Origin of the sequence: Kluyvera sp. NPDC087067 (assembly GCF_044745165.1) — a bacterium.
In the GTDB taxonomy this organism is placed as follows: Bacteria; Pseudomonadota; Gammaproteobacteria; order Enterobacterales; family Enterobacteriaceae; genus Kluyvera.
Window position 1 is genome coordinate 134,277 of sequence record NZ_JBIUZS010000004.1, and the last position, 26,290, is coordinate 160,566.

A 26,290-nucleotide genomic window follows, 5' to 3' on the forward strand; every position below is an offset into this window, starting at 1 on the left:
GCTTAATGGTCGCAAAGAATCCTCTATAAGCACATGTATTTAAACAGTTGAGAATATGATTTAGTTCACTTGATGCTGTATATCGTGCCGTCCGGCGCTGATAGCTTTTATCAAACATGACCCAGTGTTGAGCTTCTAAGAGTCCGTCCCTGCGCCCCTGTCCTCCTCCCTACAAAAATGCCTAAAAGATGAGTAGGGTGAAATATTCGTATGGCAAGGTGGGCACATTTTTGAAATAGGGGATAAACGATGTTAAACGCCTGGCACCTGCCTGTTGCACCCTTTATAAAACAGCAGCAGGATAAATTGATAATTAGCCTTTGGCTGCGTGGTGACGATCTGCCACAGCGGGTTACTCTGCGCGCGGAAGTGGATAACGAAGAGATGGCGCTGCCGATGCGGCGCAGTGGTAAATCACCGAAACAAGACGTGGTGCAATGGCGTGGGGAGATTAACCTGCGTGAAGGACAGCCGCGCCGACGCTACGTCTTTAAGCTGCTGTGGCAAGACCGCCAGCTGTGGTTTTCGCCAAAAGGCTTTAGCGCGTTCCCGCCGGCCAAGCTGGAACTGTTTGCCTGGGACAGCGTTGACACCGGCCCGCAGTGGGTGACGGAGCAGATTTTCTATCAAATATTCCCCGACCGTTTTGCCCGCAGCACCACGCGTGCCGAAGGGCAGGATAACGTCTATCACCATCATGCCGCCGGGCACGATATTATTCGACGGGAATGGGATGACCCACTCACCGCAGAAGCCGGTGGTTCGACCTTTTATGGGGGCGATCTTGATGGCATCAGCGCCAGACTACCGTACCTCAAGGCGCTAGGCGTCACCGCGTTGTATCTGAACCCGGTGTTCACCGCCCCCAGCGTGCACAAATACGATACCGAAGATTATCGCCAGGTTGATCCCCATTTTGGTGGCAACGAGGCGTTGCTGCGCTTACGCCACAATACCCAGCGTGAGGGAATGCGGATTATCCTCGATGGTGTATTCAATCACAGCGGCGATACCCACGCGTGGTTTGACCGCCATCATCGCGGCAGCGACGGGGCCTGCCACTATCCGGCATCACCGTGGCGCGATCGCTACAGTTTCTCAAACGAAGGCAAAGCGCTGGACTGGCTGGGTTACTCAAGCTTACCCAAGCTCGATTTTCAGTCTGCCGCGCTGGTGGATGAAATCTATCGCAGTGAAGACAGTATTGTCCGCCACTGGCTAAAAGCCCCGTGGAATATGGATGGCTGGCGGCTCGACGTGGTGCATATGCTTGGCGAAGCGGGTGGGGCGAAGAACAACCTTCTTCACGTCTCAGGCATTACTCAGGCAGCGAAAGCTGAGCGCCCGGATGCCTACGTGCTCGGCGAACACTTTGGCGATGCCCGTCAGTGGTTGCAGCTTGATGCGGAGGATGCGGCAATGAACTACCGCGGCTTTACCTTCCCGCTATGGGGCTTTCTTGCGAACACCGATATCTCCTACGATCCGCAGAAAATTGATGCGCAAACCTGTATCGCTTGGATGGATGATTATCGTGCCGGGTTATCGCACCAGCAGCAACTGCGAATGTTTAATCAGCTGGATAGCCACGATACTGCACGGTTTAAATCTCTGCTCGGTCGCGATGTGGCGCGCCTGCCGCTGGCGGTGGTCTGGCTGTTTAGCTGGCCTGGCTTGCCGTGCATCTATTATGGCGATGAAGTGGGGCTGGAGGGGGATAACGATCCGTTCTGCCGCAAGCCGTTCCCGTGGGATGAACAAAAGCAAGACCGTGAATTGCTGGCGCTGTACCGGCGTCTGGCGGCGCTCCGCAAAAGCACGCCAGCACTCCGTCTGGGGGCTTGTGAAGTGCTGTACGCCGAAGGCGATGTGGTGGTGTTCTTGCGCGTGCTTGGCGCAGAGCGTGTGATGGTAGCGATTAACCGCTGCGACGCCTGTGAAGTGGTGCTTCCCGAATCACCGCTGCTGGACGTCAAATGGCAGCGCAAAGAAGGCGAAGGGCAGCTCGCGGAGGGCGTACTGGTATTGCCCGCTATCTCCGCCACCCTCTGGAAAGGTCACTGATAAAGGCTTGTTTCCCCGGCGCTGGCCAGCAACGTTTCACGCCACCAGCGCTGTGCAAGCCCATCGTGACCGTTGCGCCAGGCCATATAGGCAACGTCGGTCTGGCGAAACGAAATCACCGATTTTTCAATCAGTTCACCCGTGGCTATCAGCGGGCTGGCAATATGGCGCGGTAAAAAGCCGCAGCCTACGCCCGCGCGCAGAAGCGTCACTTTGCTTTGAAAATCATCGACACGAATCTGGGGCTGTTCATCCATCAGATTCGATTTTAACGGATGGCAAAAACGCGCGCTGTCGCTGATGATAATCGCCCTGTGCAGGCAGAGCTGCTCATTAGTTAATTGTTCCGGCGCACCGGCCAGCGGATGATCTGGCGCCACCACAAAAACGTTATCTATGGTGCCCAGCATTTTGTACGACCACGCCGCCGACGTTGGTGGCTCATTAATGGCGCCGAGAATGATATCGGCACCATTGTGGGTCAGCTCCTCCCATGAACCGGCGAGGGTATGATGAGTGAAGTTAAGACGCGTTTGTTTATGCAGAGCATAAAAATCCTTGATGATAGGCACCAGCGCGTCGAAGGGAAAAGAGTCATCAAGCGCAATCGACAGTTCCTTTTCCCAGCCGGAGCTAAGCTGTACCGCCTGCTTTTCCAGATCTTTTGCCGCATCCAGCAGTAGACGCCCCTTTTCCAGCATCATCCGTCCGGTATCGGTAAATTTGGCGCGATGGCCGGAACGGTCAAGCAGGGTGATGCCGAGATCGTTTTCCAGCTTCTGAATCATATAGCTAAGCGCAGCGGACGTTTTAAACAGGGATTCGGCGGCGGCGGCAAAGGAGCCGTGTTTGTCGAGGGCATCGAGAATAAGCAAAACGTCCAGATTGATACGCATAAGAGAAAAATATCCCAAAAAATAATTCCCTATGTTGTACCGAATGCCAAAACACAATGCTAGTGAATAAATTAGATAAAACCTGTGCATTTTTTTGAGCATTAACGTCAGGTGAAATTATTATCGTCACAGAATGGTCAGTTTTCTTTAATAACTCGTTAGAAATTTCCCGCTATACTCAAAATGCTTTCTGATTCAGGATCCAATTGCTGACGGTGACCTTGACCGTAATCTTTTAACTCGTTGATTAGGAAGGTGTGTAATGTCTATTAGGGAACTGATTGACCCGCAAAACTCTGCGCTTATTTTTATTGACCATCAGCCGCAAATGTCCTTTGGCGTGGCAAATATCGATCGTCAGACTTTAAAAAATAATACCGTCGCGTTAGCCAAAGCCGGGAAAATATTTAATGTTCCGGTAATTTATACCTCTGTCGAAACCAAAAGTTTTAGTGGTTATATCTGGCCTGAGTTATTAGCGGTACATCCTGATGTGAAGCCGATTGAGCGTACTTCAATGAACTCCTGGGAAGATGCGGCTTTTGTTAAAGCGGTGAAAGCAACCGGGCGTAAAAAACTGATTATCTCCGCGCTGTGGACGGAAGTCTGCCTGACCTTCCCGGCCCTGATGGCGCTGGAAGAAGGCTTTGAAGTTTATGTCGTTACCGACACCTCCGGCGGCACCTCCGTGGATGCGCATGAGCGCTCTATTGACCGCATGGTACAGGCCGGCGCAGTACCGGTGACCTGGCAGCAGGTGCTGCTTGAGTACCAGCGCGACTGGTCACGCAAAGAAACCTATGACGCGGTGATGAATCTGGTACGCGAGCATAGCGGTGCCTACGGTATGGGCGTGGATTACGCTTACACCATGGTGCACGGCGCGCCAGAACGTAAAGCTTAACGTCATGATGCTGGCGGGGAAGTTCCCCCGCCTTTAAGCGATAGCAAGGAACCCTCCGCCATGACGCAAAAGCATGTCACGCTGGTCATTACCCACGCCATCCGTCCAGAACACGTTGCGCAGTATGAAGCCTGGCTTGGCGAAATTATGCCCGTCGCCGCCAATTATCCCGGCCATTTGGGCGCAAACGTTATTCGCCCGGTCGATGGTCAGACGGCCTGGAATATCATTATCCGCTTTGACACCCTCGAACATCTCTACGCCTGGACCCAGTCTGACGTGCGGCAGAAGCTGGTGGATCAAATCGCGCCGCTGTTAGCTGAAGGTGACCACACCGAAGTGCGCACTGAAGCCGCATTCTGGTTTACGCCACCCGCCGCTAACGTGCGCCAGCCTAAGCGCTGGAAACAATTTCTGATAACGCTGCTGGTGATTTTTCCCAGTACCAATCTGGTACCTGCCATTACCGGTGTCGTGCTGCCGTCGATGAAGGGAACGCTATTGCTGCATTTTATCAATGATGCCTGTGTGGTTGCGTTGGTGGTCTGGTTGTGGATGCCCATCGTGACCCGTTTGTTTGCCGGGTGGCTGAAAAAGGCCTGACCTGGCACCAAAGGAGAATGTCATGTCTCAAACCGCGACACTGATTTTAACAAAGGGCCAGGTTCATACCCTGGATCCTAAACAGCCACGCGCGGATGCGGTGGCGATCGCTAACGGTAAGATCCTTGCCGTCGGCAGCGATGCCCAAATGATGTCCTATGCGGGCGAAGGCACGCAGATTGTCGATCTTCACGGTCACACGGTGATCCCCGGACTTAACGACTCGCACCTCCACCTGATCCGCGGCGGGTTGAACTACAACCTTGAACTGCGTTGGGAAGGCGTGCCGTCGCTTGCGGATGCGCTGCGGATGCTTAAAGATCAGGCCGACAGAACACCATCACCACAATGGGTACGCGTGGTTGGCGGCTGGAGCGAATTCCAGTTTGCCGAGCGCCGTATGCCAACTCTTGAAGAGCTCAACGAGGCCGCACCGGATACGCCGGTATTTGTGCTGCATCTCTATGACAGAGCGTTGCTAAACCGCGCCGCCCTGAAAGCCGTCGGCTATACCAAAGAGACGCCGGCACCGGCGGGTGGGGAAATTGTCCGCGATAATAACGGCAATCCGACCGGGATGCTGATTGCGAAACCGAACGCGATGATCCTTTATGCGACGCTTGCGAAAGGGCCAAAGCTGCCGCTGGAGATGCAGGTGAACTCAACGCGCCAGTTTATGCGTGAGTTGAATCGCCTTGGATTAACCAGCGCCATTGATGCGGGCGGCGGTTTCCAGAATTACCCGGAAGATTACGAAATCATCGAGCAATTGCATGCCAATAAACAGATGACCATTCGCATCGCCTATAACCTGTTTACGCAGCGTCCGAAGCAGGAAGTGGAAGATTTCGAACGCTGGACGGATATGCTCAAACCGGGGCAGGGGACCGATTTTTACCGGGCCAACGGCGCGGGCGAAATGCTGGTGTTCTCGGCGGCCGATTTTGAAGATTTCCTGCAACCTCGCCCAGATCTGCCGCCGGGAATGGAAGATGAGCTGGAGCGGGTGGTGCGCCATCTGGTTGAACATCGCTGGCCGTTCCGCCTGCATGCCACCTACGATGAGTCGATCAGCCGTATGCTGGACGTCTTTGAGAAGGTCAACCGCGATATTCCGTTTAACGGGTTGCACTGGTTCTTTGACCACGCGGAGACTATCACCGAGCGCAACATCGAACGTGTGAAGGCGCTGGGCGGCGGGATTGCGGTACAGCATCGTATGGCGTTCCAGGGCGAATATTTTGTCGATCGCTACGGCAAAGATGCGGTCAAACATACCCCGCCGGTGGCGAAAATGCTCGAGCTTGACGTTCCGGTAGGGCTTGGCACGGATGCGACTCGCGTGGCGAGCTATAACCCGTGGACGGCGCTGTATTGGCTGGTTTCCGGGCGCACCGTGGGTGGGATGTCAATGTATGACGACGACAATCGTCTGCCGCGCGATGTGGCGCTGGAACTGTGGACCGCGGGCAGCGCCTGGTTCTCCAGCGAGCAGGGTAAGAAAGGGCGAATTGAAAAAGATCAGCTGGCGGATCTGGTGGTGCTGTCGAAAGACTACTTCAACGTCCCTGAAGAAGAGATCAAAGGTATTGAATCGGTCATGACCATTGTTGATGGCAAAGTGGTTTATGCCGCTGGGCACTTTACGCCGCTCGCCCCGCCTGCGATTCCGGTGGTTCCCGATTGGTCACCGGTGGTGAAAGTTCCGGGCCACTATCGTTCAGCGCCTCCGGGCGGTGTGCACATGGGGGCAGTTGTCCAGATGCACCAGTGCTGCGGGAGCTGTGGGGTTCACGGGCATCAGCATGATATCGCCCGTCAGTCAGGCGTGCCGGTTTCAGACGACCGGGCCTTCTGGGGCGCGCTGGGCTGTTCTTGCTTCTCGTTCTAAGACGATCCCGGCGGCGCTGCGCTTGGCCGGGCTACAGGAGGTAGCCCAGACGAGGCATTGCCGGGCTATAGGAAACAAAAAGGCTCGCAAATGCGAGCCTTTTTTTGACGAAGCGTTAGCCGATTACAGGCTAGAAACGTTTTCGCTCAGATATTTAGCCACGCCGTCTGGAGACGCGTTCATGCCTTCTTTGCCTTTTTCCCACTGTGCCGGGCAAACTTCACCGTGCTCTTCGTGGAACTGCAGGGCGTCAACCATACGCAGCATTTCGTCAACGTTACGGCCCAGTGGCAGATCGTTCACCACCTGGTGACGGACAACGCCGTTTGCGTCGATGAGGAAGGAGCCGCGCAGCGCAACGCCTTCGTCCGGGTGTTCGATGCCGTAAGCTTTCTGAATTTCACGCTTAATGTCAGCAACCATTGCGTATTTCACTTCACCGATGCCGCCTTTATCGACAGGGGTGTTACGCCATGCGTTGTGGACAAATTCGGAGTCAAAAGAAACACCAACCACTTCAACACCGCGCTTCTGGAACTCTTCGTAACGTTTGTCGAAGGCAATCAGCTCGGATGGGCAGACGAAGGTGAAGTCCATCGGCCAGAAGAACAGAACGGTGGTTTTACCCTGGGTGTGCTGTTTGAAATTGAATTTCTCAACGATTTCACCGTTGCCCAATACCGCAGCAGCGGTAAAGTCAGGCGCTTGACGAGTAACCAGAACCATGGGGTTCTCCTTTGATTTTATAGGGTTAATGTAACGCAACGCGGGCAAGTATAGACACTAAAGGGGATTAACACAAAAAGGCTGCGACAATTAATTAGATAGGTTTCATCTATTGATTTTTTATTTTTATCAAAGGATTAAGCATAGCCATTCCGTGGCGCGATGCAAGGGTCACAGCGTCTTGTTTTTCGCCTGCTGCATCATCTGCGGATAAAACTGCCAGAAGCGAGTTTCCAGTTCGTCATAGTGCGTATCCAGATCCTGCCAGGAGTCACGCAGCGCATCCAGTTTCGGACGCCGGCTGGCCATGCCGTTTAGCACGCGCTTTATAAAATCCATCTCACGATAGCGTTCCAGCCAGCGTTCTGACCATAGGTGTTGGTTTAGTACCAGAAAGCGCTCCGGGGCCTGCGGCAAAATGGAGGTGACCTGGGTATGGGCGTAGTCGACGAATTCGGTGAGCGCGATATCCGGGGAAACTTTTGCCCAGTGACGAGAGAGGAAGTGATCCCACATCACGTCCAGCGTAATCGGCGCCACGCGGCGTGTCTGTGGCCGAAACCATTCACGCGCCTCTTTAACCTGCGGCAGGTTGTCGGTCAGCACATCAATACGGCGGTGCATATGGATGCCATCAACAATATCGGTCGGATAGTCCTCTTTTGGATTTCCACGGACAAAATCCGCCAGCAGGTTCCCTGAAAGCGAGCTGTCAGCGAGGTGAGCGAGGTGCAGGTGAGCGAGAAAATTCATTGTTTGTTCTTTATCCAGAGGGGTAAGGGTTGCAGGGAGGACGCCCCGGCACTAGACTACCCGCCTCATTATTAAGCCCAGAGTTACCGTCATGCGCGTTACCGATTTCTCCTTTGAACTACCCGAATCCCTGATTGCCCACTATCCACAAGCTGAACGCAGTAGTTGCCGCTTGCTGTCTCTGGACGGGCCAACGGGCGCGCTGACTCACGGTACTTTCACCGATTTGCTCGACAAGCTCAACCCTGGGGATTTGCTGGTCTTTAACAATACCCGCGTGATCCCGGCGCGTCTGTTCGGACGTAAGGCCAGCGGCGGCAAGATTGAAGTGCTGGTTGAGCGCATGCTGGATGATAAACGTATTCTGGCACATATTCGCGCCTCCAAAGCGCCAAAGCCGGGTGCTGAACTGCTGCTTGGCGACGACGAAAGCATCAAAGCGACGATGGTTGCACGCCACGACGCGCTGTTTGAAGTGGAGTTTGATGACGAGCGCAGCGTGCTGGATATCCTTAACGCGATAGGCCACATGCCGCTGCCGCCGTACATCGACCGCCCGGATGAAGACGCTGACCGCGAACTCTATCAGACGGTATATAGCGAAAAGCCGGGCGCCGTCGCGGCACCTACCGCCGGTCTGCACTTTGACGAGCCGCTGCTGGCGAAGCTTCGCGAAAAAGGCATCGAGATGGCGTTCGTCACCCTGCACGTAGGGGCAGGAACTTTCCAGCCGGTACGCGTCGATACCATTGAAGATCACATCATGCACTCCGAGTATGCCGAAGTCCCGCAGGATGTGGTTGACGCGGTGCTGGCGGCGAAAGCGCGTGGCAACCGTGTTATTGCCGTTGGTACGACTTCCGTGCGATCGCTGGAAAGCGCGGCGCAGGCCGCCAAAGATGAGCTGATTGCGCCGTTCTTTGGCGACACGCAAATCTTTATTTTCCCAGGCTACCAATATCAGGTGATAGATGCGCTGGTGACCAACTTCCACCTGCCGGAATCGACGCTAATTATGCTGGTTTCCGCGTTTGCTGGTTATAAAAACATCATGAACGCCTATCATGAAGCCGTAAAAGCGGAATATCGCTTTTTTAGTTACGGTGATGCGATGTTTATCACGTACAATCCGCAGGCTATTTCTGAGCGTGTCGGGGAATAAGTTTCCGGCATGAGTGTTTAACGTCAGACTGTTTTTCTGACGCAGGAGTGAAGATGAAATTTGAACTGGACACCACAGACGGTCGCGCACGCCGCGGCCGCCTGGTTTTTGATCGCGGCGTCGTGGAAACCCCAGCGTTTATGCCTGTGGGAACTTACGGCACCGTGAAAGGCATGACGCCGGAAGAAGTGAAAGACACCGGCGCGCAGATTATTCTCGGCAACACCTTCCACCTGTGGCTGCGCCCGGGTCAGGAAATCATGAAGCTGCACGGCGACCTGCACGATTTCATGCAGTGGAAAGGGCCAATCCTCACCGACTCCGGCGGTTTCCAGGTATTCAGCCTGGGCGATATCCGCAAGATCACCGAGCAAGGCGTTCACTTCCGTAACCCGATAAACGGCGATCCGATTTTCCTCGATCCTGAAAAATCGATGGAGATTCAATACGATCTCGGTTCCGATATCGTGATGATCTTTGACGAATGTACGCCATACCCGGCGGACTGGGATTACGCGAAACGCTCAATGGAGATGTCTCTGCGCTGGGCCAAGCGTAGCCGCGACCGTTTCGACGGCCTCGGTAACAAAAATGCGCTGTTTGGCATCATTCAGGGTAGCGTTTACGAAGATTTACGTGATATCTCCGTGAAAGGTCTGGTGGATATTGGCTTTGATGGCTACGCTGTCGGCGGTTTGGCGGTCGGTGAGCCTAAAGAAGACATGCACCGCATTCTGGAGCACGTCTGTCCGCAGATCCCAGCCGATAAACCGCGTTACTTGATGGGCGTGGGCAAACCAGAAGATCTGGTTGAAGGCGTACGTCGTGGTATCGACATGTTTGACTGCGTTATGCCAACGCGTAACGCCCGTAATGGTCATCTCTTTGTGACCGACGGCGTGGTGAAAATCCGCAACGCGAAGCATAAAAGCGATACCAGCACGCTCGATGCTGAGTGTGATTGCTACACCTGTCGCAATTATTCGCGCGCATACTTGCATCATCTTGACCGTTGCAACGAAATATTGGGCGCGCGCCTCAATACCATTCATAATCTTCGCTACTATCAGCGCTTAATGGCTGGTTTACGCAAGGCTATTGAAGAGGGTAAATTAGAGAGCTTCGTGACCGATTTTTACCAACGCCAGGGGCGTACGGTTCCACCTTTGAACGTTGATTAATTTTAATAATGAGGGAATTTGAATGAGCTTTTTTATTTCTGATGCGGTAGCAGCAACCGGGGCTCCGTCGCAGGGCAGCCCGATGTCTCTGATTCTGATGCTGGTGGTCTTTGGTCTGATTTTCTATTTCATGATCCTGCGTCCACAGCAGAAACGTACCAAAGAACATAAAAACCTGATGAGCTCCATTGCGAAAGGCGATGAAGTCCTGACAAACGGTGGCCTGGTTGGTCGTGTGACGAAAGTAGCAGAAACTGGCTACATCTCTATCGCACTGAACGACACCACTGAAGTGGTTATCAAACGTGACTTCGTAGCTGCCGTTCTGCCGAAAGGCACCATGAAGGCGCTGTAATATTTCGTTTTCCCAAAGGGAACTGCCGTGTTAAACCGTTATCCTTTGTGGAAGTACATCATGCTGGTCGTCGTCGTTGTCGTCGGCCTGCTTTACGCACTTCCCAACCTGTATGGTGAGGATCCGGCTGTTCAAATCACTGGCGTGCGCGGTGTCGCCGCCAGTGAGCAAACGCTGATCCAGGTCCAGAAAACGTTACAAGAAGAAAAAATTACCGCTAAGTCTGTGGCACTGGAAGAGGGCGCTATTCTTGCGCGCTTCGACACCACCGACATTCAGCTGCGCGCGCGTGAAGCGTTAATGGGCGTGCTGGGTGACAAATATGTCGTGGCGCTTAACCTTGCTCCGGCAACGCCGCGCTGGTTGGCTGCAATTCATGCAGAACCGATGAAGCTCGGTCTTGATTTGCGTGGCGGCGTTCACTTCCTGATGGAAGTGGATATGGATACCGCTCTTGGCAAACTCCAGGAACAAAATATCGATAGCCTGCGCAGCGACTTGCGTGAAAAAGGCATTCCTTATACTACCGTTCGTAAAGAAGACAACTACGGTCTGAGCATTAACTTCCGTGACGCTAAAGCGCGTGATGAAGCGATCTCCTACCTGAGCAAGCGTCATCAGGATCTGGTTATTTCAAGCCAGGGCAGCAATGCGCTGCGTGCGGTGATGACCGATGCGCGTCTGAGCGAAGCTCGTGAATATGCGGTCCAGCAGAACATCAACATTCTGCGTAACCGTGTGAACCAGCTGGGCGTTGCTGAGCCAGTGGTTCAACGTCAGGGCGCCGATCGCATTGTGGTCGAACTGCCGGGTATTCAGGACACCGCGCGTGCGAAGGAAATTCTGGGCGCGACGGCGACGCTGGAATTCCGTCTGGTTAACAGCAATGTGGATCAGGCTGCGGCCGCTTCCGGGCGTATTCCGGGCGACTCTGAAGTGAAAAATACCCGTGAAGGCCAGCCGGTTGTGCTGTTCAAACGTGTGATTTTGACCGGTGACCATATCACCGACTCGACTTCAAGCCAGGACGAATATAACCAACCGCAGGTTAACATCTCGCTGGATAGCGCAGGTGGCAACATCATGTCTAACTTCACCAAGGACAATATCGGCAAGCCGATGGCGACCCTGTTTGTGGAATATAAAGACAGCGGTAAAAAAGATGCGAATGGCCGTGCGGTACTGGTGAAGCAAGAAGAGGTGATTAACATCGCCAATATCCAGTCTCGACTGGGTAACAGCTTCCGTATCACCGGGATTGGCAACCCGAATGAAGCACGCCAGCTCTCGCTGCTGCTGCGCGCGGGTGCGCTGATTGCGCCAATCCAGATTGTTGAAGAACGTACCATCGGTCCAACGCTGGGTATGCAGAACATTAAACAGGGCCTGGAAGCATGTCTGGCCGGTCTGGTGGTCTCAATCCTGTTCATGCTGTTCTTCTATAAGAAGTTCGGTCTGATTGCGACAAGTGCACTGCTGGCAAACCTGGTACTGATCGTCGGTATCATGTCATTGCTGCCGGGCGCAACGCTCAGTATGCCGGGTATTGCGGGGATTGTATTAACCCTTGCCGTAGCGGTCGATGCGAACGTCCTTATCAACGAACGTATCAAAGAAGAGTTGAGTAATGGACGTTCGGTACAACAGGCAATCAATGAGGGCTATGCCGGCGCGTTCAGTTCCATCTTCGATGCGAACATTACGACGCTGATTAAAGTCCTGATCCTGTATGCAGTTGGCACCGGGGCAATTAAAGGGTTCGCGATTACTACCGGTATCGGTGTGGCGACGTCGATGTTTACCGCGATTGTCGGTACGCGTGCCATCGTAAACCTGTTGTATGGCGGCAAGCGCGTCAAAAAGCTGTCAATCTGAGGAGTGCGATGTGGCACAGGAATATACTGTTGAACAATTGAACCACGGCCGTAAAGTCTATGACTTTATGCGCTGGGACTACTGGGCTTTCGGCATCTCAGGTTTCCTGCTGATTGCGGCCATCGTGGTGATGGGCGTACGTGGGTTTAACTGGGGGCTCGATTTCACCGGTGGTACGGTTATCGAAATTACGCTGGAAAAACCAGCGGATATGGACGTGATGCGCGATGCGCTGGAGAAAGCGGGCTTTGTTGAGCCGCTTCTGCAGAACTTCGGTAGCAGCCATGACATCATGGTACGTATGCCGCCAACTGAAGGTGCGGATGGCGGACAGGTGCTGGGTAGTAAGGTGCTGAGCGTTATTAACGAGGCCACTCACCAGAACGCTGCCGTGAAGCGTATTGAGTTCGTTGGGCCAAGCGTCGGTGCCGATCTGGCACAGACCGGTGCGATGGCGCTGATGGTGGCGCTGTTATCCATCCTTGTGTACGTCGGTTTCCGTTTTGAATGGCGACTGGCGGCAGGTGTGGTTATTTCGCTTGCGCACGACGTTATCATCACTATCGGTATCCTCTCGCTGTTCCATATCGAGATTGACCTGACTATCGTTGCATCCCTGATGTCGGTAATCGGTTACTCGCTTAACGATAGCATCGTGGTATCTGACCGTATTCGTGAAAACTTCCGCAAAATTCGTCGCGGTACGCCTTACGAAATCTTTAACGTGTCGCTGACCCAGACGTTGCACCGTACGTTAATCACGTCCGGTACTACGTTAGTGGTGATTCTGATGCTGTACCTCTTCGGTGGTCCGGTATTAGAAGGCTTCTCGCTGACCATGCTTATCGGTGTTTCTATCGGTACGGCATCGTCTATCTACGTAGCTTCCGCGCTGGCGCTGAAACTGGGTATGAAGCGCGAGCATATGCTGCAGCAGAAAGTTGAGAAGGAAGGGGCGGATCAGCCGTCCATTCTGCCGTAAGCGAGCGTTTTTACGTGATTGAAAAAAGCCGTAACACACCGATTGTGTTGCGGCTTTTTTATTGCAGCATCATATTCAACATATACCCGATTATTGCTTTGTGAGGAGTCATCATGGCCATTATCCCTAAAAACTACGTGCGTCTGGAAAGCGGCTACCGCGAAAAAGCATTGAAACTATTCCCATGGGTCTGCGGGCGCTGTTCACGTGAGTTTGTTTACTCCAACCTGCGTGAGTTGACGGTTCACCATATGGATCACGACCATACTAATAACCCGGAAGACGGTAGTAACTGGGAGCTTTTGTGTTTGTACTGTCACGATCATGAGCATTCGAAATATACCGAAGCGGACCAATACGGCTCGACGGTTATTGCCGGAGAAGATGCGCAAAAGGACGTGGGGGAAGCCACCTACAACCCATTTGCCAACCTGCAGGCGATGATGAATAAAAAGAAATAGCCGACGCAGTGTAACGTTTACAGGGCCACTGGAATCCCGATCGCAAGGTTGGGATTTTTTTGTTTTTAGGCCATGTAGAGTGAGGCTTACAGAGTAGAATCAGCGGTAAGCCGGGGTGACCCGGTGAGGCGCAGTGTTGCGGGGGCTTGATCCCCGGTGGCCTTGTCGCTGGAAAGTGAAAACCCCCGCACATTGTTCGGTATTCACCGGCAACATAACGGGGGCAATCCATGAACTTCAGCAATTCAAGGATAGCCGCGAACCGTTGCCATTGCAACCAAGGCGGCTATATGACGCTCACGGAAGTTTGTCTTTTTTTCTGGCACGATCTGGCAGCACCCACGCTTGTCAGTATCGCGACGGGTCTGTTTTTAGGCTGGTGGCATAGCAGGAAATAAGGCGAGGTGGGCGTGATTGCCGCCGCGTGGCAGCATGCGCCCGAAACGGGCCAGAGGGAAACCTCTGGCCTTTTTTGCGGTATCGAACTTAGAAGTTGTAACCCACCACCAGGTAACCACCCCAGCCGGTAGATTTGGCGCTGAAATCGCCTTCGCCCCAGTTCAGGGTTGAACCTTCTTTCCACTGGCCGCCGTTATGGAAGTAACGTGCGACGACAGAGTAGTGCCAGTGATCGTAGTTCAGCGCAAGGATATGGCTTGATGCGATAGAGTTGCTGGTACGGTTTTCGTCATCGCCCAGATCTGAGCCCCAGTCGAAGTTGGTGAAACCGATGTAGCTCAGTTTACCGCCCCACAGGTCGGAAATCGGCACAAAGTATTTCACTTTGAAGCGGTAGCCGTCCCACTCGTTTTCATTAGATGCGCCGTAGTTCTGCCACTGGTACTTCGCGTACACGTTCATGGACAGGCTCATCGGCAGGCCGGTATCGATATCGGTACCCAAACCCATATACCAGGTGCTCTGGCGGCTGGCTTTGTTGTCACCCATATCGTAGATATAGTTGTTGGCGATATACCACTCTTTGAACGGACCAAAGCTCAGGTCAGCACCGGTCAGCTTGTCGATAGAGAAGCGCGGTTCGATTTCCATGAACATTGGGGAGCCGTCAGACCACACGCCTTTATCGTTACCATTACCCCAGTCGAAGGTTTTTGGAATATCGATGTAGCCGTAGAAATCTAACCAATCTTTTTTAGCAAACGCTTCGTACTCCAGATAAACGTCGTTGTTTAGTTTTGGAGAGAAGCGTGTGTGGTAGCTGCCAACCACGTTGACGCTCTGATGCCACCAGTCGGAAACGTACTGTGGCTGAGAGTCCTCAGCATTCGCAGTGAAAGAAGCGGTAAGCGCCAGCGCGGCACCGGCTGCAAGTAATGTTTTTTTCATATTTCTGCCACTAATAAAAAAATTCGAAAGAGAGTGATTTTTATCACCGAAGTTTTTCTAAATGTTTCGTGTTTCTGCGTGCCTATTATATGAATCCTTGCTCACGAAAATCAGTCGCAGTTCACACATTTTTCAAGTGCGTAATCGATTGCGTTCACGTTTGCGTAGATTGGACGCCGCGATTGTACTGATGGGGTGAATTATTGCAAATATTTACACACAGCAGATGTATGAAAGGTGAGGGGGAAAGAGGGCAGCGCCGACGCGTTCTGGAAACCCGCGGCGCCTGAAATTCTATTGTGGGTTAGCCGGCTGAACGTCGTGAATACGCACAAAGCCTAGCTGCTCCGGCGTCACGCCATTAAGCTGAAGGGGAATATCCACATCGCTCGGTGCCAGTAAGGTTGCGGGTGCGGAGAAGAGTTGATTCTGCACGTTCACCTCCTGATACTGCTCGGTAGTGCCCTGAATTTGGCCCCATTCCGCGGTACCGGTGAAGGCAGGCAGCGGATCGTTGGACTCGCCCTGAATACGTAAGGTGAGCGCGGTTCCCTGAGCATTAGGCGCGATGTTTTTAATCGACATGCGCAGCGTGCCAACCTGGCTGTTTAAACGCGCAGGCGTGTTGGCCCCCGGCAGCAGGTAGGCACCCCGCGTTGATTTTGCATTTAACGCATTTTGCTGGGTAATTTTTACCGTTTCTTTATTTAGCTGAGTCATCTCTGCGCTTAAGGTGCTGATGCTTTGGTGCATCTGCTTCACTTCTGCTTGCGGTGCGCAGGCGGTCAGGCTGACGAGGCTTCCCAGCAGGGCGATTCTTAGGTAACGTCTTGTCATTCGGTCTGTTTCCTTCTCTTGGGATAACGCAATGGTAGCGCGCATTCGCGCTTCTGACATCGATCCATTGTCTCAAAAGCGCTGTTCCTTTGTTGTCACGCCAGTTCAGGGTAAAATAGATTTCATCAACCCTCACCGTCAGGACGTCGTATGCACTGCCCATTCTGTTTCGCCGTAGACACTAAAGTGATTGACTCCCGCCTTGTGGGAGAAGGTTCCTCCGTTCGCCGCCGCCGTCAATGCCTGGTTTGCAACGAACGCTTCACCACTTTTGAAGTGGCTGAGCTGGTGATGCCACGCGTGGTGAAAAGCAATGACGTGCGTGAACCGTTTAATGAAGACAAACTGCGTAGCGGTATGCAAAGAGCGCTGGAAAAGCGCCCGGTGAGCTCTGATGACGTCGAAATGGCGATTAATCATATCAAATCACATTTGCGCGCCACCGGCGAACGCGAAGTCCCGAGCAAGCTGCTGGGTAATCTGGTGATGGAGCAGCTGAAAAAGCTCGATAAAGTGGCCTATATCCGCTTTGCCTCCGTTTACCGCAGCTTTGAAGATATTAAAGAGTTTGGCGAAGAGATCGCCCGCTTACAGGACTAAGCTATGCTCGATGAAATGTATATGGCGCGTGCGCTAAAATTAGCCGCGCGCGGGCGATTCACCACGCATCCGAACCCGCGGGTCGGCTGCGTGATTGTGAATCAGGGCGAGATCGTCGGCGAAGGTTTCCATTATCGTGCCGGTGAACCGCATGCGGAAGTCCACGCGCTGCGTATGGTGGGCGATAAAGCGAAAGGCGCGACCGCCTATGTGACGCTTGAACCGTGCAGCCATCACGGGCGCACGCCACCATGCTGCGATGCCTTAATTGCCGCCGGTGTTTCACGCGTGGTGGCGGCGATGCAGGATCCCAATCCACAGGTTGCAGGTCGCGGCCTGTACCGTTTGCAGCAGGCCGGTATTGAAGTCAGCCACGGGTTGATGATGAGCGAAGCTGAAGCGTTGAATAAAGGCTTTCTCAAACGGATGCGCACCGGTTTTCCGTATGTACAGCTTAAACTTGGCGCATCGCTTGATGGCAGAACGGCGATGGCCAGCGGGGAAAGTCAGTGGATCACCTCACCACAGGCTCGCCGCGACGTGCAGCGTCTGCGCGCCGAAAGCCATGCTATTTTAACCAGTAGCGCCACCGTACTGGCTGACAATCCTGCTTTAACCGTACGCTGGGATGAGCTTAACGCCGATACGCAGCAGCTTTACCCACAGGAAAATCTGCGTCAGCCATTGCGTATTGTTATCGACAGCGGCAATCGCGTCACGCCTGAACATCGCATTGTGCAGCAGCCGGGTGAAACGCTGTTTGCGCGCACCCAAGAGGATACGCGCCGCTGGCCGCAGGGCGTCCAGACGCTAACGGTGCCTGAGCACAATGGTCATCTCGATCTGGTTCTCCTGATGATGCAGCTGGGAAAACAGCAAATTAACAGCATCTGGGTGGAGGCGGGGCCAACGCTTGCGGGGGCGCTGATTCAGGCGGGTCTGGTTGATGAGCTTATCGTCTACATCGCACCTAAACTATTAGGCAGCGAGGCGCGCGGATTATGTGTGCTGCCGGGGCTTGAGAAACTGGCTGATGCCCCCCATTTTAAATTCAATGAGATACGTCAGGTCGGCCCCGATGTCTGCCTGCATTTAACAGCCAGGTGAGGCTTTCTGAATTAGAAGCAGCAGCGCCCGGAATATTATGATAAAATCCGCCCCCCTGCGGGGCAAATGAACCCAAAGGAAGAGTATGAACATTATTGAAGCTAACGTTGCTACCCCGGACGCTCGCGTCGCCATCACCATCGCGCGTTTCAACAACTTTATCAATGACAGCCTGCTGGAAGGTGCTATCGACGCCCTGAAACGCATTGGTCAGGTTAAAGATGAAAACATCACCGTCGTTTGGGTTCCAGGTGCTTATGAACTGCCGCTGGCAGCAGACGCGCTGGCAAAAACCGGTAAATATGATGCGGTGATTGCGCTCGGAACGGTTATCCGTGGCGGTACGGCTCACTTCGAATATGTTGCTGGCGGGGCAAGCAATGGTCTGGCGCAAGTCGCTCAGGACAGCGGAATCCCGGTAGCCTTTGGTGTTCTGACCACCGAAAGTATTGAACAAGCTATCGAACGCGCTGGCACAAAAGCCGGTAACAAAGGTGCAGAAGCTGCACTGACCGCGATTGAAATGATTAATGTATTGAAAGCCATCAAGGCCTGATTTTTGTAAGGGGAAATCCGTGAAACCTGCTGCTCGTCGCCGCGCCCGTGAGTGTGCCGTCCAGGCGCTCTACTCCTGGCAGTTGTCCCAGAACGACATCTCTGATGTTGAATACCAGTTCCTGGCGGAACAAGACGTTAAAGATGTCGACGTCGCGTACTTCCGTGAACTGCTGTCCGGGGTAGCGACTAACAGCGCGTACCTCGACGGATTGATGAAGCCATACCTGTCTCGCCTGCTTGAAGAGCTGGGCCAGGTGGAAAAAGCGGTACTGCGTATTGCGCTGTTCGAGCTGTCAAAACGTGATGACGTGCCGTATAAAGTGGCTATCAACGAAGCTATCGAGCTGGCAAAAACCTTTGGCGCTGAAGACAGCCACAAGTTTGTCAACGGCGTGCTGGATAAAGCCGCTCCTGCAATTCGTCCCCGCAAAAAGTAACCCGTAGGCCGGTGAGAGGGTGGTTTCTGCCACTTTCCCCGGCCTTGTTTTATCCTTCTGCTGAGGCATAACGTATGGCATGCGGCGAATTCTCCCTGATTGCCCGTTATTTTGACCGAGTACGAAACGCCCGTCTTGATGTCGAAACCGGAATTGGCGACGACTGCGCGTTACTCAACATCCCCGAAAAACAAACCCTGGCAATCAGCACCGACACGCTGGTCGCGGGTAACCATTTTCTTCCTGATATTGACCCTGCTGACCTCGCTTATAAAGCGCTCGCGGTTAACGTCAGCGATCTGGCTGCAATGGGGGCTGACCCGGCGTGGTTAACCCTGGCGCTGACGCTTCCTTCAGTCGATGAAGACTGGCTGGCGGCGTTTAGCGATAGCCTGTTTGAGCAGCTCAATTATTACGATATGCAGCTTATTGGTGGTGATACTACGAAAGGGCCGCTGTCGATGACGCTGAGTATCCACGGTTACGTACCGGTGGGGCGGGCGCTAAAACGCTCCGGTGCCAAGCCGGGCGATTGGATCTATGTCACCGGTACGCCAGGCGATAGCGCCGCCGGGCTGGCCTTGCTCCTCAATCAGTTGACCATCGATGAACCAGACGACGCCGCATATCTACGACAGCGTCATCTGCGGCCAACGCCGCGCGTTCTGCAAGGGCAAGCGCTGCGCGACCTGGCCAGTTCGGCTATCGATCTTTCCGATGGGCTGATTTCTGATCTTGGGCACATCCTGAAAGCCAGCGGCGTCGGTGCGCGTGTTGACCTTGATGCCTTACCCTATTCTGAAGCCATGCAGCGTCATGTTGCGCCAGAATTAGCCTGCCGTTGGGCGCTGTCCGGCGGTGAAGATTATGAACTCTGCTTCACCGTGCCTGAGCTAAACCGCGGGGCGCTTGAAGTGGCGCTGGGTAAACTGGGGACACCGTTTACCTGCATTGGGCAAATTAGCGCCGATGTGGAAGGGCTCAATTTTACACAAGATGGAAAAGCGGTGACGCTGGACTGGAAGGGGTACGATCACTTTGGCTAAGCATGACGCCGCAAAAAGTCGCCTGAATTTACGCAATCCCTGGCACCTGCTGGCGACCGGATTTGGCAGCGGGTTAAGCCCAATTATGCCAGGCACGATGGGCTCGTTAGCATCAATCCCGTTCTGGTATTTGCTGACCTTTTTACCGCTGCAAGTCTATTCGCTGGTGGTGATGTTCGGTATTTGCATCGGCGTGTATATCTGCCGCCGCACGGCGCGTGATATGGGCACCCACGATCACGGAAGCATCGTGTGGGATGAGTTTATCGGCATGTGGATAACCTTGATGGCGATCCCGGTCATCAGCTGGCAGTGGGTGCTGGCGGGCTTTGTTGTATTCCGCATTTTTGATATGTGGAAACCCTGGCCCATCCGCTGGTTCGACCGCAATATCCACGGCGGCATGGGGATTATGGTGGATGATATCGTCGCCGGGGTGATTTCCGCAGCGATTCTGTATGTGGCAGGGCATCATATTCTGTGATGATTCCGTAGAATCGTAGGCCGGATAAGGCGAAGCCGCCATCCGGCAGGAACGGTGCACATTGCCGGATGGCGGCTTCGCCTTATCCGGCCTACATGCTTATTTAAACCCCACCACCGGGTGCGCCTGATAGGGCGCTTCCATCGCCGCAATTTGTTCCGGCGTCAGCGTAATATCCACCGCATTTAGCAGCTCATCTAACTGATCCTCACGCGATGCTCCAATAATCGGCGCTGCCACCCCCGGTTTACTCAAAAGCCACGCCAGCGCCGTTTGCGCGCGGCTGGCCTCAATCTCTTCGGCTACCCGTTCCAGCTCCCCGGCAATTTGCTCATCGTTTTCTTCCGTTGAGCTGTAAAGCGTCTGACCGAACTCATCGGAAACCAGTCTTGCCGTGGTTTCTCCCCACGGGCGCGTCAGACGCCCACGGGCTAACGGGCTCCACGGAATAACCGCCACGCCCTCCTGAGTACACAGCGGAAGCATGTCGCGTTCTTCTTCGCGGTAGATGAGATTGTAGTGATCCTGCATGGTGACAAACGGCGCCCAGCCATTGCTTTTCTGTAGCGCCAGCGCCTGGGCGAACTGGCGGGCGTGCATTGACGACGCGCCGATGTAACGCGCTTTCCCCGCTTTCACCACGTCGTTCAATGCTTCGAGCGTCTCTTCGATCGGCGTGCGATAGTCCCAACGGTGAATTTGCAGGAGATCGACGTAGTCCATGCCAAGACGAGTCAGGCTATCGTCAATGGAACGCAGGATCTGCGCACGGGAGAGGCCTTCTTCGAGCGAGCCCACCTGATGATAAACCTTGGTAGCAACCACAACGTCATCACGACGCGCGAAGTCGCGTAGCGCGCGGCCGACAATCTCTTCGCTGCTGCCGTCAGAATAGCTATTTGCCGTATCAAAAAAATTGATGCCGCCTTCGAGAGCGCGTTGAATGATGGGGCGACTGCTGTCTTCCGGCAGCGTCCAGGCATGCTTACCTCGGTCCGGCTCGCCAAAAGTCATACAGCCCAGGCAAAGACGGGAAACCCGGAGGTCGGTTTGTCCTAAGAGATGGTATTGCATGATGTCGCTCCTGCTAACGGGTAAAAGGTTTACCTTTAAGCATAGCAGGAGCGAAAGGAGGAATTATGCCAACCAGGCCGCGATCTTCGCTTCAATCCCTGCGGCATCCAGACCGAGGTCAGCGCGTGCCTCTTCCTGCGTTCCTTGTGGAACAAAGAAATCAGGCAGGCCAAGATTGAGTACCGGTACCGGTTTGCGATGTGCCATCAGCACTTCATTGACGCCGCTTCCGGCGCCGCCGATCACGGCATTTTCTTCCAGCGTCACCAGTGACTCATGACGTGCGGCCATCTCAAGGATCAGGCGCTCATCCAGTGGCTTCACAAAGCGCATATCAACCAGCGTCGCGTTAAGTTTTTCAGCGACGATTGCCGCTTCCGCCAGCAGCGTACCAAAGTTCAGGATCGCCAGTTTTTCGCCTTCACGTTTCACCACGCCTTTGCCCAGAGGCAGCGATGCCAGTGGTTCAAGCGCTGCGCCAGTACCGGTGCCACGCGGATAACGCACCGCGCTTGGGCCATCGCCGTAATGATAGCCGGTGTACAACATCTGTCGGCACTCATTTTCATCGCTTGGCGTCATGATGACCATCTCTGGGATGCAGCGCAGGAAGGAGATATCAAACGCCCCCTGGTGGGTTTGCCCGTCAGCGCCAACAATACCCGCACGGTCTATGGCAAACAGCACCGGTAATTTCTGAATGGCGACGTCGTGGATCACCTGATCGTAGGCGCGTTGCAGGAAGGTCGAGTAGATGGCCACAATCGGCTTGTAGCCGCCAATTGCCAGACCTGCCGCGAACGTCACCGCATGTTGTTCGGCAATCGCGACATCGAAATACTGGTCAGGATATTTTTTTGAAAACTCGACCATCCCGGAGCCTTCACGCATCGCAGGCGTTACCGCCATCAGCTTCGCGTCTTTCGCCGCCGTTTCGCACAGCCAGTCGCCGAAGATTTTGGAATATGACGGCAGACCGCCGCTGCTTTTTGGCAGCTTACCGCTGGTGTGATCGAATTTTGGCACCGCGTGGAAGGTGATCGGGTCTTTTTCAGCCGGTTCATAGCCACGGCCTTTTTTAGTCATGATATGCAGGAACTGCGGGCCTTTCAGGTCGCGCATGTTCTTGAGCGTATTCACCAATCCCAATACGTCGTGACCGTCTACCGGCCCGATATAGTTGAAGCCCAGCTCTTCAAACAGCGTCCCCGGGACGACCATCCCTTTGATATGTTCTTCGGTGCGCTTAAGTAACTCTTTAATCGGCGGAACGCCAGAAAAGACTTTTTTGCCGCCTTCGCGTAGCGAAGAGTACAGCTTGCCGGAGAGCAGCTGCGCCAGATGGTTATTCAACGCGCCGACGTTTTCAGAGATAGACATTTCGTTGTCGTTTAGCACGACCAGCATGTCAGGCTTAATGTCGCCCGCATGGTTCATCGCTTCAAACGCCATGCCGGCGGTAATCGCGCCATCGCCAATCACGCAGACGGTACGGCGCTGTTTATTCTCTTTTTCTGCCGCCACGGCAATGCCAATTCCTGCGGAAATGGAAGTGGAGGAGTGACCGACGCTCAGCACGTCATACTCGCTCTCACCGCGCCACGGGAAGGGGTGCAGGCCGCCTTTTTGCCGGATGGTGTCAATTTTGTCGCGACGCCCGGTCAAAATTTTGTGCGGGTAAGCCTGATGGCCGACGTCCCAGATAAGCTGGTCGAACGGCGTATTGTAGACATAATGCAATGCCACGGTGAGTTCCACCGTGCCAAGCCCGGAGGCAAAGTGTCCGCTTGAACGGCTCACGCTGTCGAGCAGGTAACGGCGTAGCTCGTCACACAGTTTCGGCAGGCTCTCTTTTGGCAACAGGCGCAATTCCTGGGTGGAATCGACCAGCGCCAGGGTCGGGTATTTGGCAATATCAAAACTCATCGGAGACTCATTTATTGTTTATTTATCGCGCAGGATGATGTAATCCGCTAGCGCTTCCAGTGCTGTGGTATCCAGTGACTGTGCCGCCAGTACGGTTAATGACTGACGTGCCTCAGCGATGAGGTCACTGGCTTTTTTCTGAGCTTGCTCAAGGCCCAGCAGTGCGGGATAGGTGCTTTTACCAAGTTGCTGGTCGGCGCCCTGACGTTTTCCGAGGGTCGCAGTATCCCCCACCACATCCAGAATGTCATCCTGAACCTGGAACGCCAGCCCGATGCATTCCGCGTACTTATCCAGCAGCGGCAGCGCTTTACGGCCTTGCTCACCCGCGCTCAATGCGCCAAGGCGCACGGCGGCACGAATCAGCGCACCGGTTTTGTGGCGATGGATGCGCTCCAGCATCTCCAGATTGACCTGCTGGCCTTCGGCTTCCAGATCCAACGCCTGACCGCCGCACATTCCCGCAACGCCGCTGGCGGAGGCCAGCTCTGATAACATCGCCAGGCGATCGCGATCGCTGACTTCGGTCATCGGCGCATCACTGAGTATAGAGAACGCCAGCGTTTGTAGCGCGTCACCGGCCAGAATTGCGCTCGCCTCGCCAAATTTAATATGACAGGTTGGCTGACCGCGGCGCAGATCGTCGTTGTCCATAGCCGGCAGGTCGTCGTGCATCAGCGAATAGGCATGAATGCATTCAACGGCCGCTGCTGGCGCATCCAGCGTGGTCATGCTGACGTTAAACATTTTTCCGGTGGCATAAACCAGGAAGGGGCGCAGGCGTTTACCGCCCAATAATGCGCCATACTGCATGGCGTCAACCAGAGGAGTGTTCTGAAACGGTAGCGGAGCGATAAATCGGCGCAGCGCGTCGTTTGCCCTATCGACGCAGGCATTGAGCTGTTGCGAAAAATCCATTTTATTCGGCGTCCGGCGTGAATGGCGTTAAAGGAGCATCTTCGTTATCGGCAAGCAGGATCTGCACGCGTTGCTCGGCTTGCTGCAGTTTCGTCTGCCCAAGACGTGCCAGCTGCACGCCGCGTTCAAATTCGTTTAGCGCATCTTCCAGTGGAAGGGTGCCGCTTTCCAGACGGTTAACAATCTGCTCAAGTTCGGTTAAAGCAGTTTCGAAACTGGCCGGGGCGTCATTTTTCTTTGGCATAATGAATGTTTGGCTCTTGTTATATCGCGACGGTGTCTATGGTAACGGAGTCTGGGCGTGAAGCAAATAACACGCAATGGTAAGCAGGATGATGGTATACTCCGCGACCTGGACGCAGGTACTGCTGATATTATGGGTACACTGCGATACATCTTTTTGCTCAAAGCCCCTCAGGGCTTGCCAACGAACCATTGCCGCCATGAAGTTTATCATTAAATTGTTCCCGGAAATCACCATCAAAAGCCAAACTGTGCGTTTGCGCTTTATTAAAATTTTAACCGGGAATATTCGTAACGTTCTCAAAAATCTCGATGAAACCCTCGCTATTGTGCGCCACTGGGATCACATCGAAGTTCGCTCGAAAGATGAGGACAAACGTCAGACTCTTCTCGACGCGATGACGCGTATTCCGGGGATCCACCATATTCTGGAAGTGGAAGACGTCCCGTTTACCTCACTGCACAACATTTTTGAGCTGACGCTGCCGCTTTGGCGCGAGAAGCTTGAAGGCAAAACTTTCTGTGTGCGCGTGAAGCGTCGCGGTAAGCATGAGTTCACGTCTATCGAGGTGGAACGTTATGTCGGCGGCGGTCTGAACCAGCACATTGAATCGGCGCGCGTGAAGCTTTCGCACCCGGATGTCACGGTTAACCTCGAAATTGAAAATGACCGTCTGCTGCTGGTGAAAGGGCGTTATGAAGGTATCGGTGGCTTCCCGATTGGAACCCAGGAAGATGTGCTGTCTTTGATTTCTGGTGGTTTCGACTCCGGCGTTTCCAGCTATATGCTGATGCGTCGCGGTTGTCGCGTCCATTACTGCTTCTTTAACCTCGGCGGTGCCGCGCATGAAATCGGCGTACGCCAGGTTGCGCACTACCTGTGGAACCGCTTCGGCAGTTCGCACCGCGTGCGCTTTGTCGCCATCAACTTTGAACCGGTCGTCGGCGAAATCCTCGAGAAAGTCGAAGATGGCCAGATGGGCGTTGTGCTTAAGCGCATGATGGTGCGTGCCGCATCACAAGTTGCAGAACGCTACGGCGTTCAGGCGCTGGTGACCGGTGAAGCGCTGGGCCAGGTATCGAGTCAGACCCTGACAAACCTGCGTTTAATCGACAATGTGTCCGATACCCTGATTCTGCGTCCGCTGATTTCGCACGATAAAGAGCACATCATTAATCTGGCGCGTGAAATTGGTACCGAAGATTTTGCTCGTACCATGCCGGAATACTGCGGCGTTATTTCCAAAAGCCCAACCATCAAGGCAGTGAAGGCGAAAATCGAAGCCGAAGAAGCAAACTTCGATTTCACCATCCTTGATAAAGTGGTTGCCGAAGCGAATAACGTTGATATCCGCGATATCGCTCAGCAGACCGAGCAGGAAGTGGTGGAAGTTGAAACCGTCAGCGGTTTCACTGAAAACGACGTGATCCTCGATATCCGTTCTATTGACGAGCAGGATGCTAAGCCTCTTGATGTGGAAGGGGTCAGCGTGGCATCGCTACCGTTCTATAAGCTCAGTACGCAGTTTGGTAATCTCGATCAGAGCAAAACCTATTTGCTGTGGTGCGAACGTGGCGTGATGAGCCGCTTGCAGGCGCTGTATCTGCGCGAGCAGGGCTTTGCTAACGTGAAAGTGTATCGCCCGTAGAGCGCGCGAAGTCTCTTCCTGAAACGCCTCTTTTGAGGCGTTTTTTTATGGTGATATATATGTCGCCATAACCGCTGTTCTATTATTTATACCCGTCATACTTCAAGTTGCATGTGCGTTGGCTGCGTTCGTTCACCCCAGTCACTTACCAGTGTAAGCTCCTGGGGATTCGCTCACTTGCTGCCTTCCTGCAACTCGAATTATTTTGGGT

At 53.9% G+C, this 26,290-nt stretch carries 27 protein-coding genes; 18 read left to right on the plus strand and 9 right to left on the minus strand.

Going from position 1 to position 26,290, the window contains the following annotated elements; translation table 11 throughout:
- Positions 1-249: 249 nt before the first annotated feature.
- Positions 250-2,064 (plus strand): maltodextrin glucosidase, encoded by a 1,815-nt coding sequence (gene malZ / locus ACIPDS_RS12215; RefSeq protein ID WP_400735945.1) that lies wholly within the window; start codon positions 250-252, stop codon positions 2,062-2,064.
- Here the strand turns inward: malZ and ACIPDS_RS12220 are convergent.
- On the minus strand, positions 2,058-2,960 hold the full coding sequence (locus ACIPDS_RS12220; RefSeq protein ID WP_400735948.1) for a LysR family transcriptional regulator: 903 nt from the start codon (positions 2,958-2,960) through the stop codon (positions 2,058-2,060). The genes malZ and ACIPDS_RS12220 overlap by 7 nt on opposite strands.
- A 262-nt stretch (positions 2,961-3,222) precedes the next feature.
- On the opposite strand from ACIPDS_RS12220, the gene ACIPDS_RS12225 reads away from it, so the two are divergent.
- Genes ACIPDS_RS12225 through ACIPDS_RS12235 form a run of 3 tightly spaced genes read left to right on the plus strand, consistent with a single transcriptional unit; the run spans position 3,223 to position 6,358 of the window.
- Positions 3,223-3,864, plus strand: coding sequence for a hydrolase (locus tag ACIPDS_RS12225; RefSeq protein WP_166514640.1), 642 nt, complete (start codon positions 3,223-3,225; stop codon positions 3,862-3,864).
- Positions 3,865-3,924: 60 nt separating this feature from the next.
- A complete protein-coding gene (locus ACIPDS_RS12230; protein WP_400735952.1) occupies positions 3,925-4,467 on the plus strand; it encodes an antibiotic biosynthesis monooxygenase in 543 nt (180 codons plus the stop codon).
- Between the two features lie 22 nt (positions 4,468-4,489).
- Positions 4,490-6,358 (plus strand): amidohydrolase, encoded by a 1,869-nt coding sequence (locus ACIPDS_RS12235; protein WP_400735955.1) that lies wholly within the window; start codon positions 4,490-4,492, stop codon positions 6,356-6,358.
- Between the two features lie 123 nt (positions 6,359-6,481).
- Here the strand turns inward: ACIPDS_RS12235 and ACIPDS_RS12240 are convergent, their stop codons facing one another.
- Both ACIPDS_RS12240 and acpH read right to left on the minus strand, forming a co-directional pair.
- The gene (locus ACIPDS_RS12240) at positions 6,482-7,084 is read right to left on the minus strand and encodes a peroxiredoxin C (RefSeq protein WP_062773935.1); all 603 of its coding nucleotides are present in this window, start codon (positions 7,082-7,084) and stop codon (positions 6,482-6,484) included.
- Between the two features lie 171 nt (positions 7,085-7,255).
- Positions 7,256-7,837: an ACP phosphodiesterase gene (gene acpH / locus ACIPDS_RS12245; protein ID WP_400735960.1), complete on the minus strand. Its 582-nt coding sequence runs from the start codon at positions 7,835-7,837 to the stop codon at positions 7,256-7,258.
- 91 nt (positions 7,838-7,928) lie between these two features.
- Between acpH and queA the strand changes: the two genes are divergently transcribed.
- From queA to ACIPDS_RS12280, 7 genes are all read left to right on the plus strand, one after another.
- Positions 7,929-8,999, plus strand: a complete 1,071-nt coding sequence (queA, locus tag ACIPDS_RS12250) for a tRNA preQ1(34) S-adenosylmethionine ribosyltransferase-isomerase QueA (protein ID WP_400735963.1) — start codon at positions 7,929-7,931, stop codon at positions 8,997-8,999.
- A 53-nt stretch (positions 9,000-9,052) separates the two neighbouring features.
- Positions 9,053-10,180 (plus strand): tRNA guanosine(34) transglycosylase Tgt, encoded by a 1,128-nt coding sequence (gene tgt / locus ACIPDS_RS12255; RefSeq protein WP_166514654.1) that lies wholly within the window; start codon positions 9,053-9,055, stop codon positions 10,178-10,180.
- Between the two features lie 22 nt (positions 10,181-10,202).
- On the plus strand, positions 10,203-10,535 hold the full coding sequence (gene yajC, locus ACIPDS_RS12260) for a preprotein translocase subunit YajC (RefSeq protein WP_062773927.1): 333 nt from the start codon (positions 10,203-10,205) through the stop codon (positions 10,533-10,535).
- Positions 10,536-10,562: 27 nt separating this feature from the next.
- Complete coding sequence (gene secD, locus ACIPDS_RS12265) at positions 10,563-12,410, plus strand: protein translocase subunit SecD (protein WP_166514655.1); 1,848 nt, start codon at positions 10,563-10,565, stop codon at positions 12,408-12,410.
- A gap of 10 nt (positions 12,411-12,420) precedes the next feature.
- A complete protein-coding gene (gene secF / locus ACIPDS_RS12270) occupies positions 12,421-13,392 on the plus strand; it encodes a protein translocase subunit SecF (protein WP_400735968.1) in 972 nt (323 codons plus the stop codon).
- A gap of 113 nt (positions 13,393-13,505) precedes the next feature.
- On the plus strand, positions 13,506-13,853 hold the full coding sequence (gene yajD, locus ACIPDS_RS12275; protein ID WP_062773921.1) for an HNH nuclease YajD: 348 nt from the start codon (positions 13,506-13,508) through the stop codon (positions 13,851-13,853).
- A 290-nt stretch (positions 13,854-14,143) separates the two neighbouring features.
- Positions 14,144-14,251, plus strand: a complete 108-nt coding sequence (locus tag ACIPDS_RS12280) for a type I toxin-antitoxin system toxin Ldr family protein (protein WP_166514657.1) — start codon at positions 14,144-14,146, stop codon at positions 14,249-14,251.
- Positions 14,252-14,339: 88 nt separating this feature from the next.
- Here the strand turns inward: ACIPDS_RS12280 and ACIPDS_RS12285 are convergent, their stop codons facing one another.
- Together ACIPDS_RS12285 and ACIPDS_RS12290 are read right to left on the minus strand one after the other, a co-directional pair.
- A complete protein-coding gene (locus tag ACIPDS_RS12285; RefSeq protein WP_400735972.1) occupies positions 14,340-15,200 on the minus strand; it encodes a nucleoside-specific channel-forming protein Tsx in 861 nt (286 codons plus the stop codon).
- Between the two features lie 294 nt (positions 15,201-15,494).
- Complete coding sequence (locus tag ACIPDS_RS12290) at positions 15,495-16,037, minus strand: DUF3251 domain-containing protein (RefSeq protein ID WP_400735975.1); 543 nt, start codon at positions 16,035-16,037, stop codon at positions 15,495-15,497.
- Positions 16,038-16,187: 150 nt separating this feature from the next.
- Between ACIPDS_RS12290 and nrdR the strand changes: the two genes are divergently transcribed.
- From nrdR to pgpA, 6 genes are all read left to right on the plus strand, one after another.
- Positions 16,188-16,637 carry a transcriptional regulator NrdR gene (nrdR, locus tag ACIPDS_RS12295; protein ID WP_166514660.1) on the plus strand — a complete coding sequence of 150 codons (450 nt, stop codon included), beginning with the start codon at positions 16,188-16,190 and terminating at the stop codon, positions 16,635-16,637.
- A 3-nt stretch (positions 16,638-16,640) separates the two neighbouring features.
- Positions 16,641-17,744, plus strand: coding sequence for a bifunctional diaminohydroxyphosphoribosylaminopyrimidine deaminase/5-amino-6-(5-phosphoribosylamino)uracil reductase RibD (gene ribD / locus ACIPDS_RS12300; protein ID WP_400735979.1), 1,104 nt, complete (start codon positions 16,641-16,643; stop codon positions 17,742-17,744).
- An 85-nt stretch (positions 17,745-17,829) separates the two neighbouring features.
- Positions 17,830-18,300 carry a 6,7-dimethyl-8-ribityllumazine synthase gene (ribE, locus tag ACIPDS_RS12305; RefSeq protein ID WP_062773913.1) on the plus strand — a complete coding sequence of 157 codons (471 nt, stop codon included), beginning with the start codon at positions 17,830-17,832 and terminating at the stop codon, positions 18,298-18,300.
- 19 nt (positions 18,301-18,319) lie between these two features.
- The gene (nusB, locus tag ACIPDS_RS12310) at positions 18,320-18,739 is read left to right on the plus strand and encodes a transcription antitermination factor NusB (RefSeq protein ID WP_062773912.1); all 420 of its coding nucleotides are present in this window, start codon (positions 18,320-18,322) and stop codon (positions 18,737-18,739) included.
- Between the two features lie 74 nt (positions 18,740-18,813).
- Positions 18,814-19,785, plus strand: coding sequence for a thiamine-phosphate kinase (gene thiL / locus ACIPDS_RS12315; protein WP_400735984.1), 972 nt, complete (start codon positions 18,814-18,816; stop codon positions 19,783-19,785).
- Positions 19,772-20,269, plus strand: a complete 498-nt coding sequence (pgpA, locus tag ACIPDS_RS12320) for a phosphatidylglycerophosphatase A (RefSeq protein WP_400736735.1) — start codon at positions 19,772-19,774, stop codon at positions 20,267-20,269. The genes thiL and pgpA overlap by 14 nt, the downstream gene beginning before the upstream one ends.
- A 99-nt stretch (positions 20,270-20,368) precedes the next feature.
- On the opposite strand, the gene ACIPDS_RS12325 is transcribed toward pgpA, so the two are convergent.
- The 4 genes from ACIPDS_RS12325 to xseB form a co-directional block, all read right to left on the minus strand.
- Complete coding sequence (locus ACIPDS_RS12325; RefSeq protein WP_400735987.1) at positions 20,369-21,343, minus strand: aldo/keto reductase; 975 nt, start codon at positions 21,341-21,343, stop codon at positions 20,369-20,371.
- A gap of 63 nt (positions 21,344-21,406) precedes the next feature.
- Entirely contained in the window at positions 21,407-23,269 is a 1,863-nt protein-coding gene (dxs, locus tag ACIPDS_RS12330) for a 1-deoxy-D-xylulose-5-phosphate synthase (RefSeq protein WP_400735990.1), read from the minus strand.
- Between the two features lie 18 nt (positions 23,270-23,287).
- On the minus strand, positions 23,288-24,187 hold the full coding sequence (gene ispA / locus ACIPDS_RS12335) for a (2E,6E)-farnesyl diphosphate synthase (protein WP_400735993.1): 900 nt from the start codon (positions 24,185-24,187) through the stop codon (positions 23,288-23,290).
- Between the two features lies 1 nt (position 24,188).
- A complete protein-coding gene (gene xseB, locus ACIPDS_RS12340; protein ID WP_166514667.1) occupies positions 24,189-24,431 on the minus strand; it encodes an exodeoxyribonuclease VII small subunit in 243 nt (80 codons plus the stop codon).
- Between the two features lie 199 nt (positions 24,432-24,630).
- Here xseB and thiI point away from each other — a divergent pair, with 199 nt between their 5' ends.
- Entirely contained in the window at positions 24,631-26,079 is a 1,449-nt protein-coding gene (gene thiI, locus ACIPDS_RS12345; protein WP_400735997.1) for a tRNA uracil 4-sulfurtransferase ThiI, read from the plus strand.
- Positions 26,080-26,290: the final 211 nt, after the last annotated feature.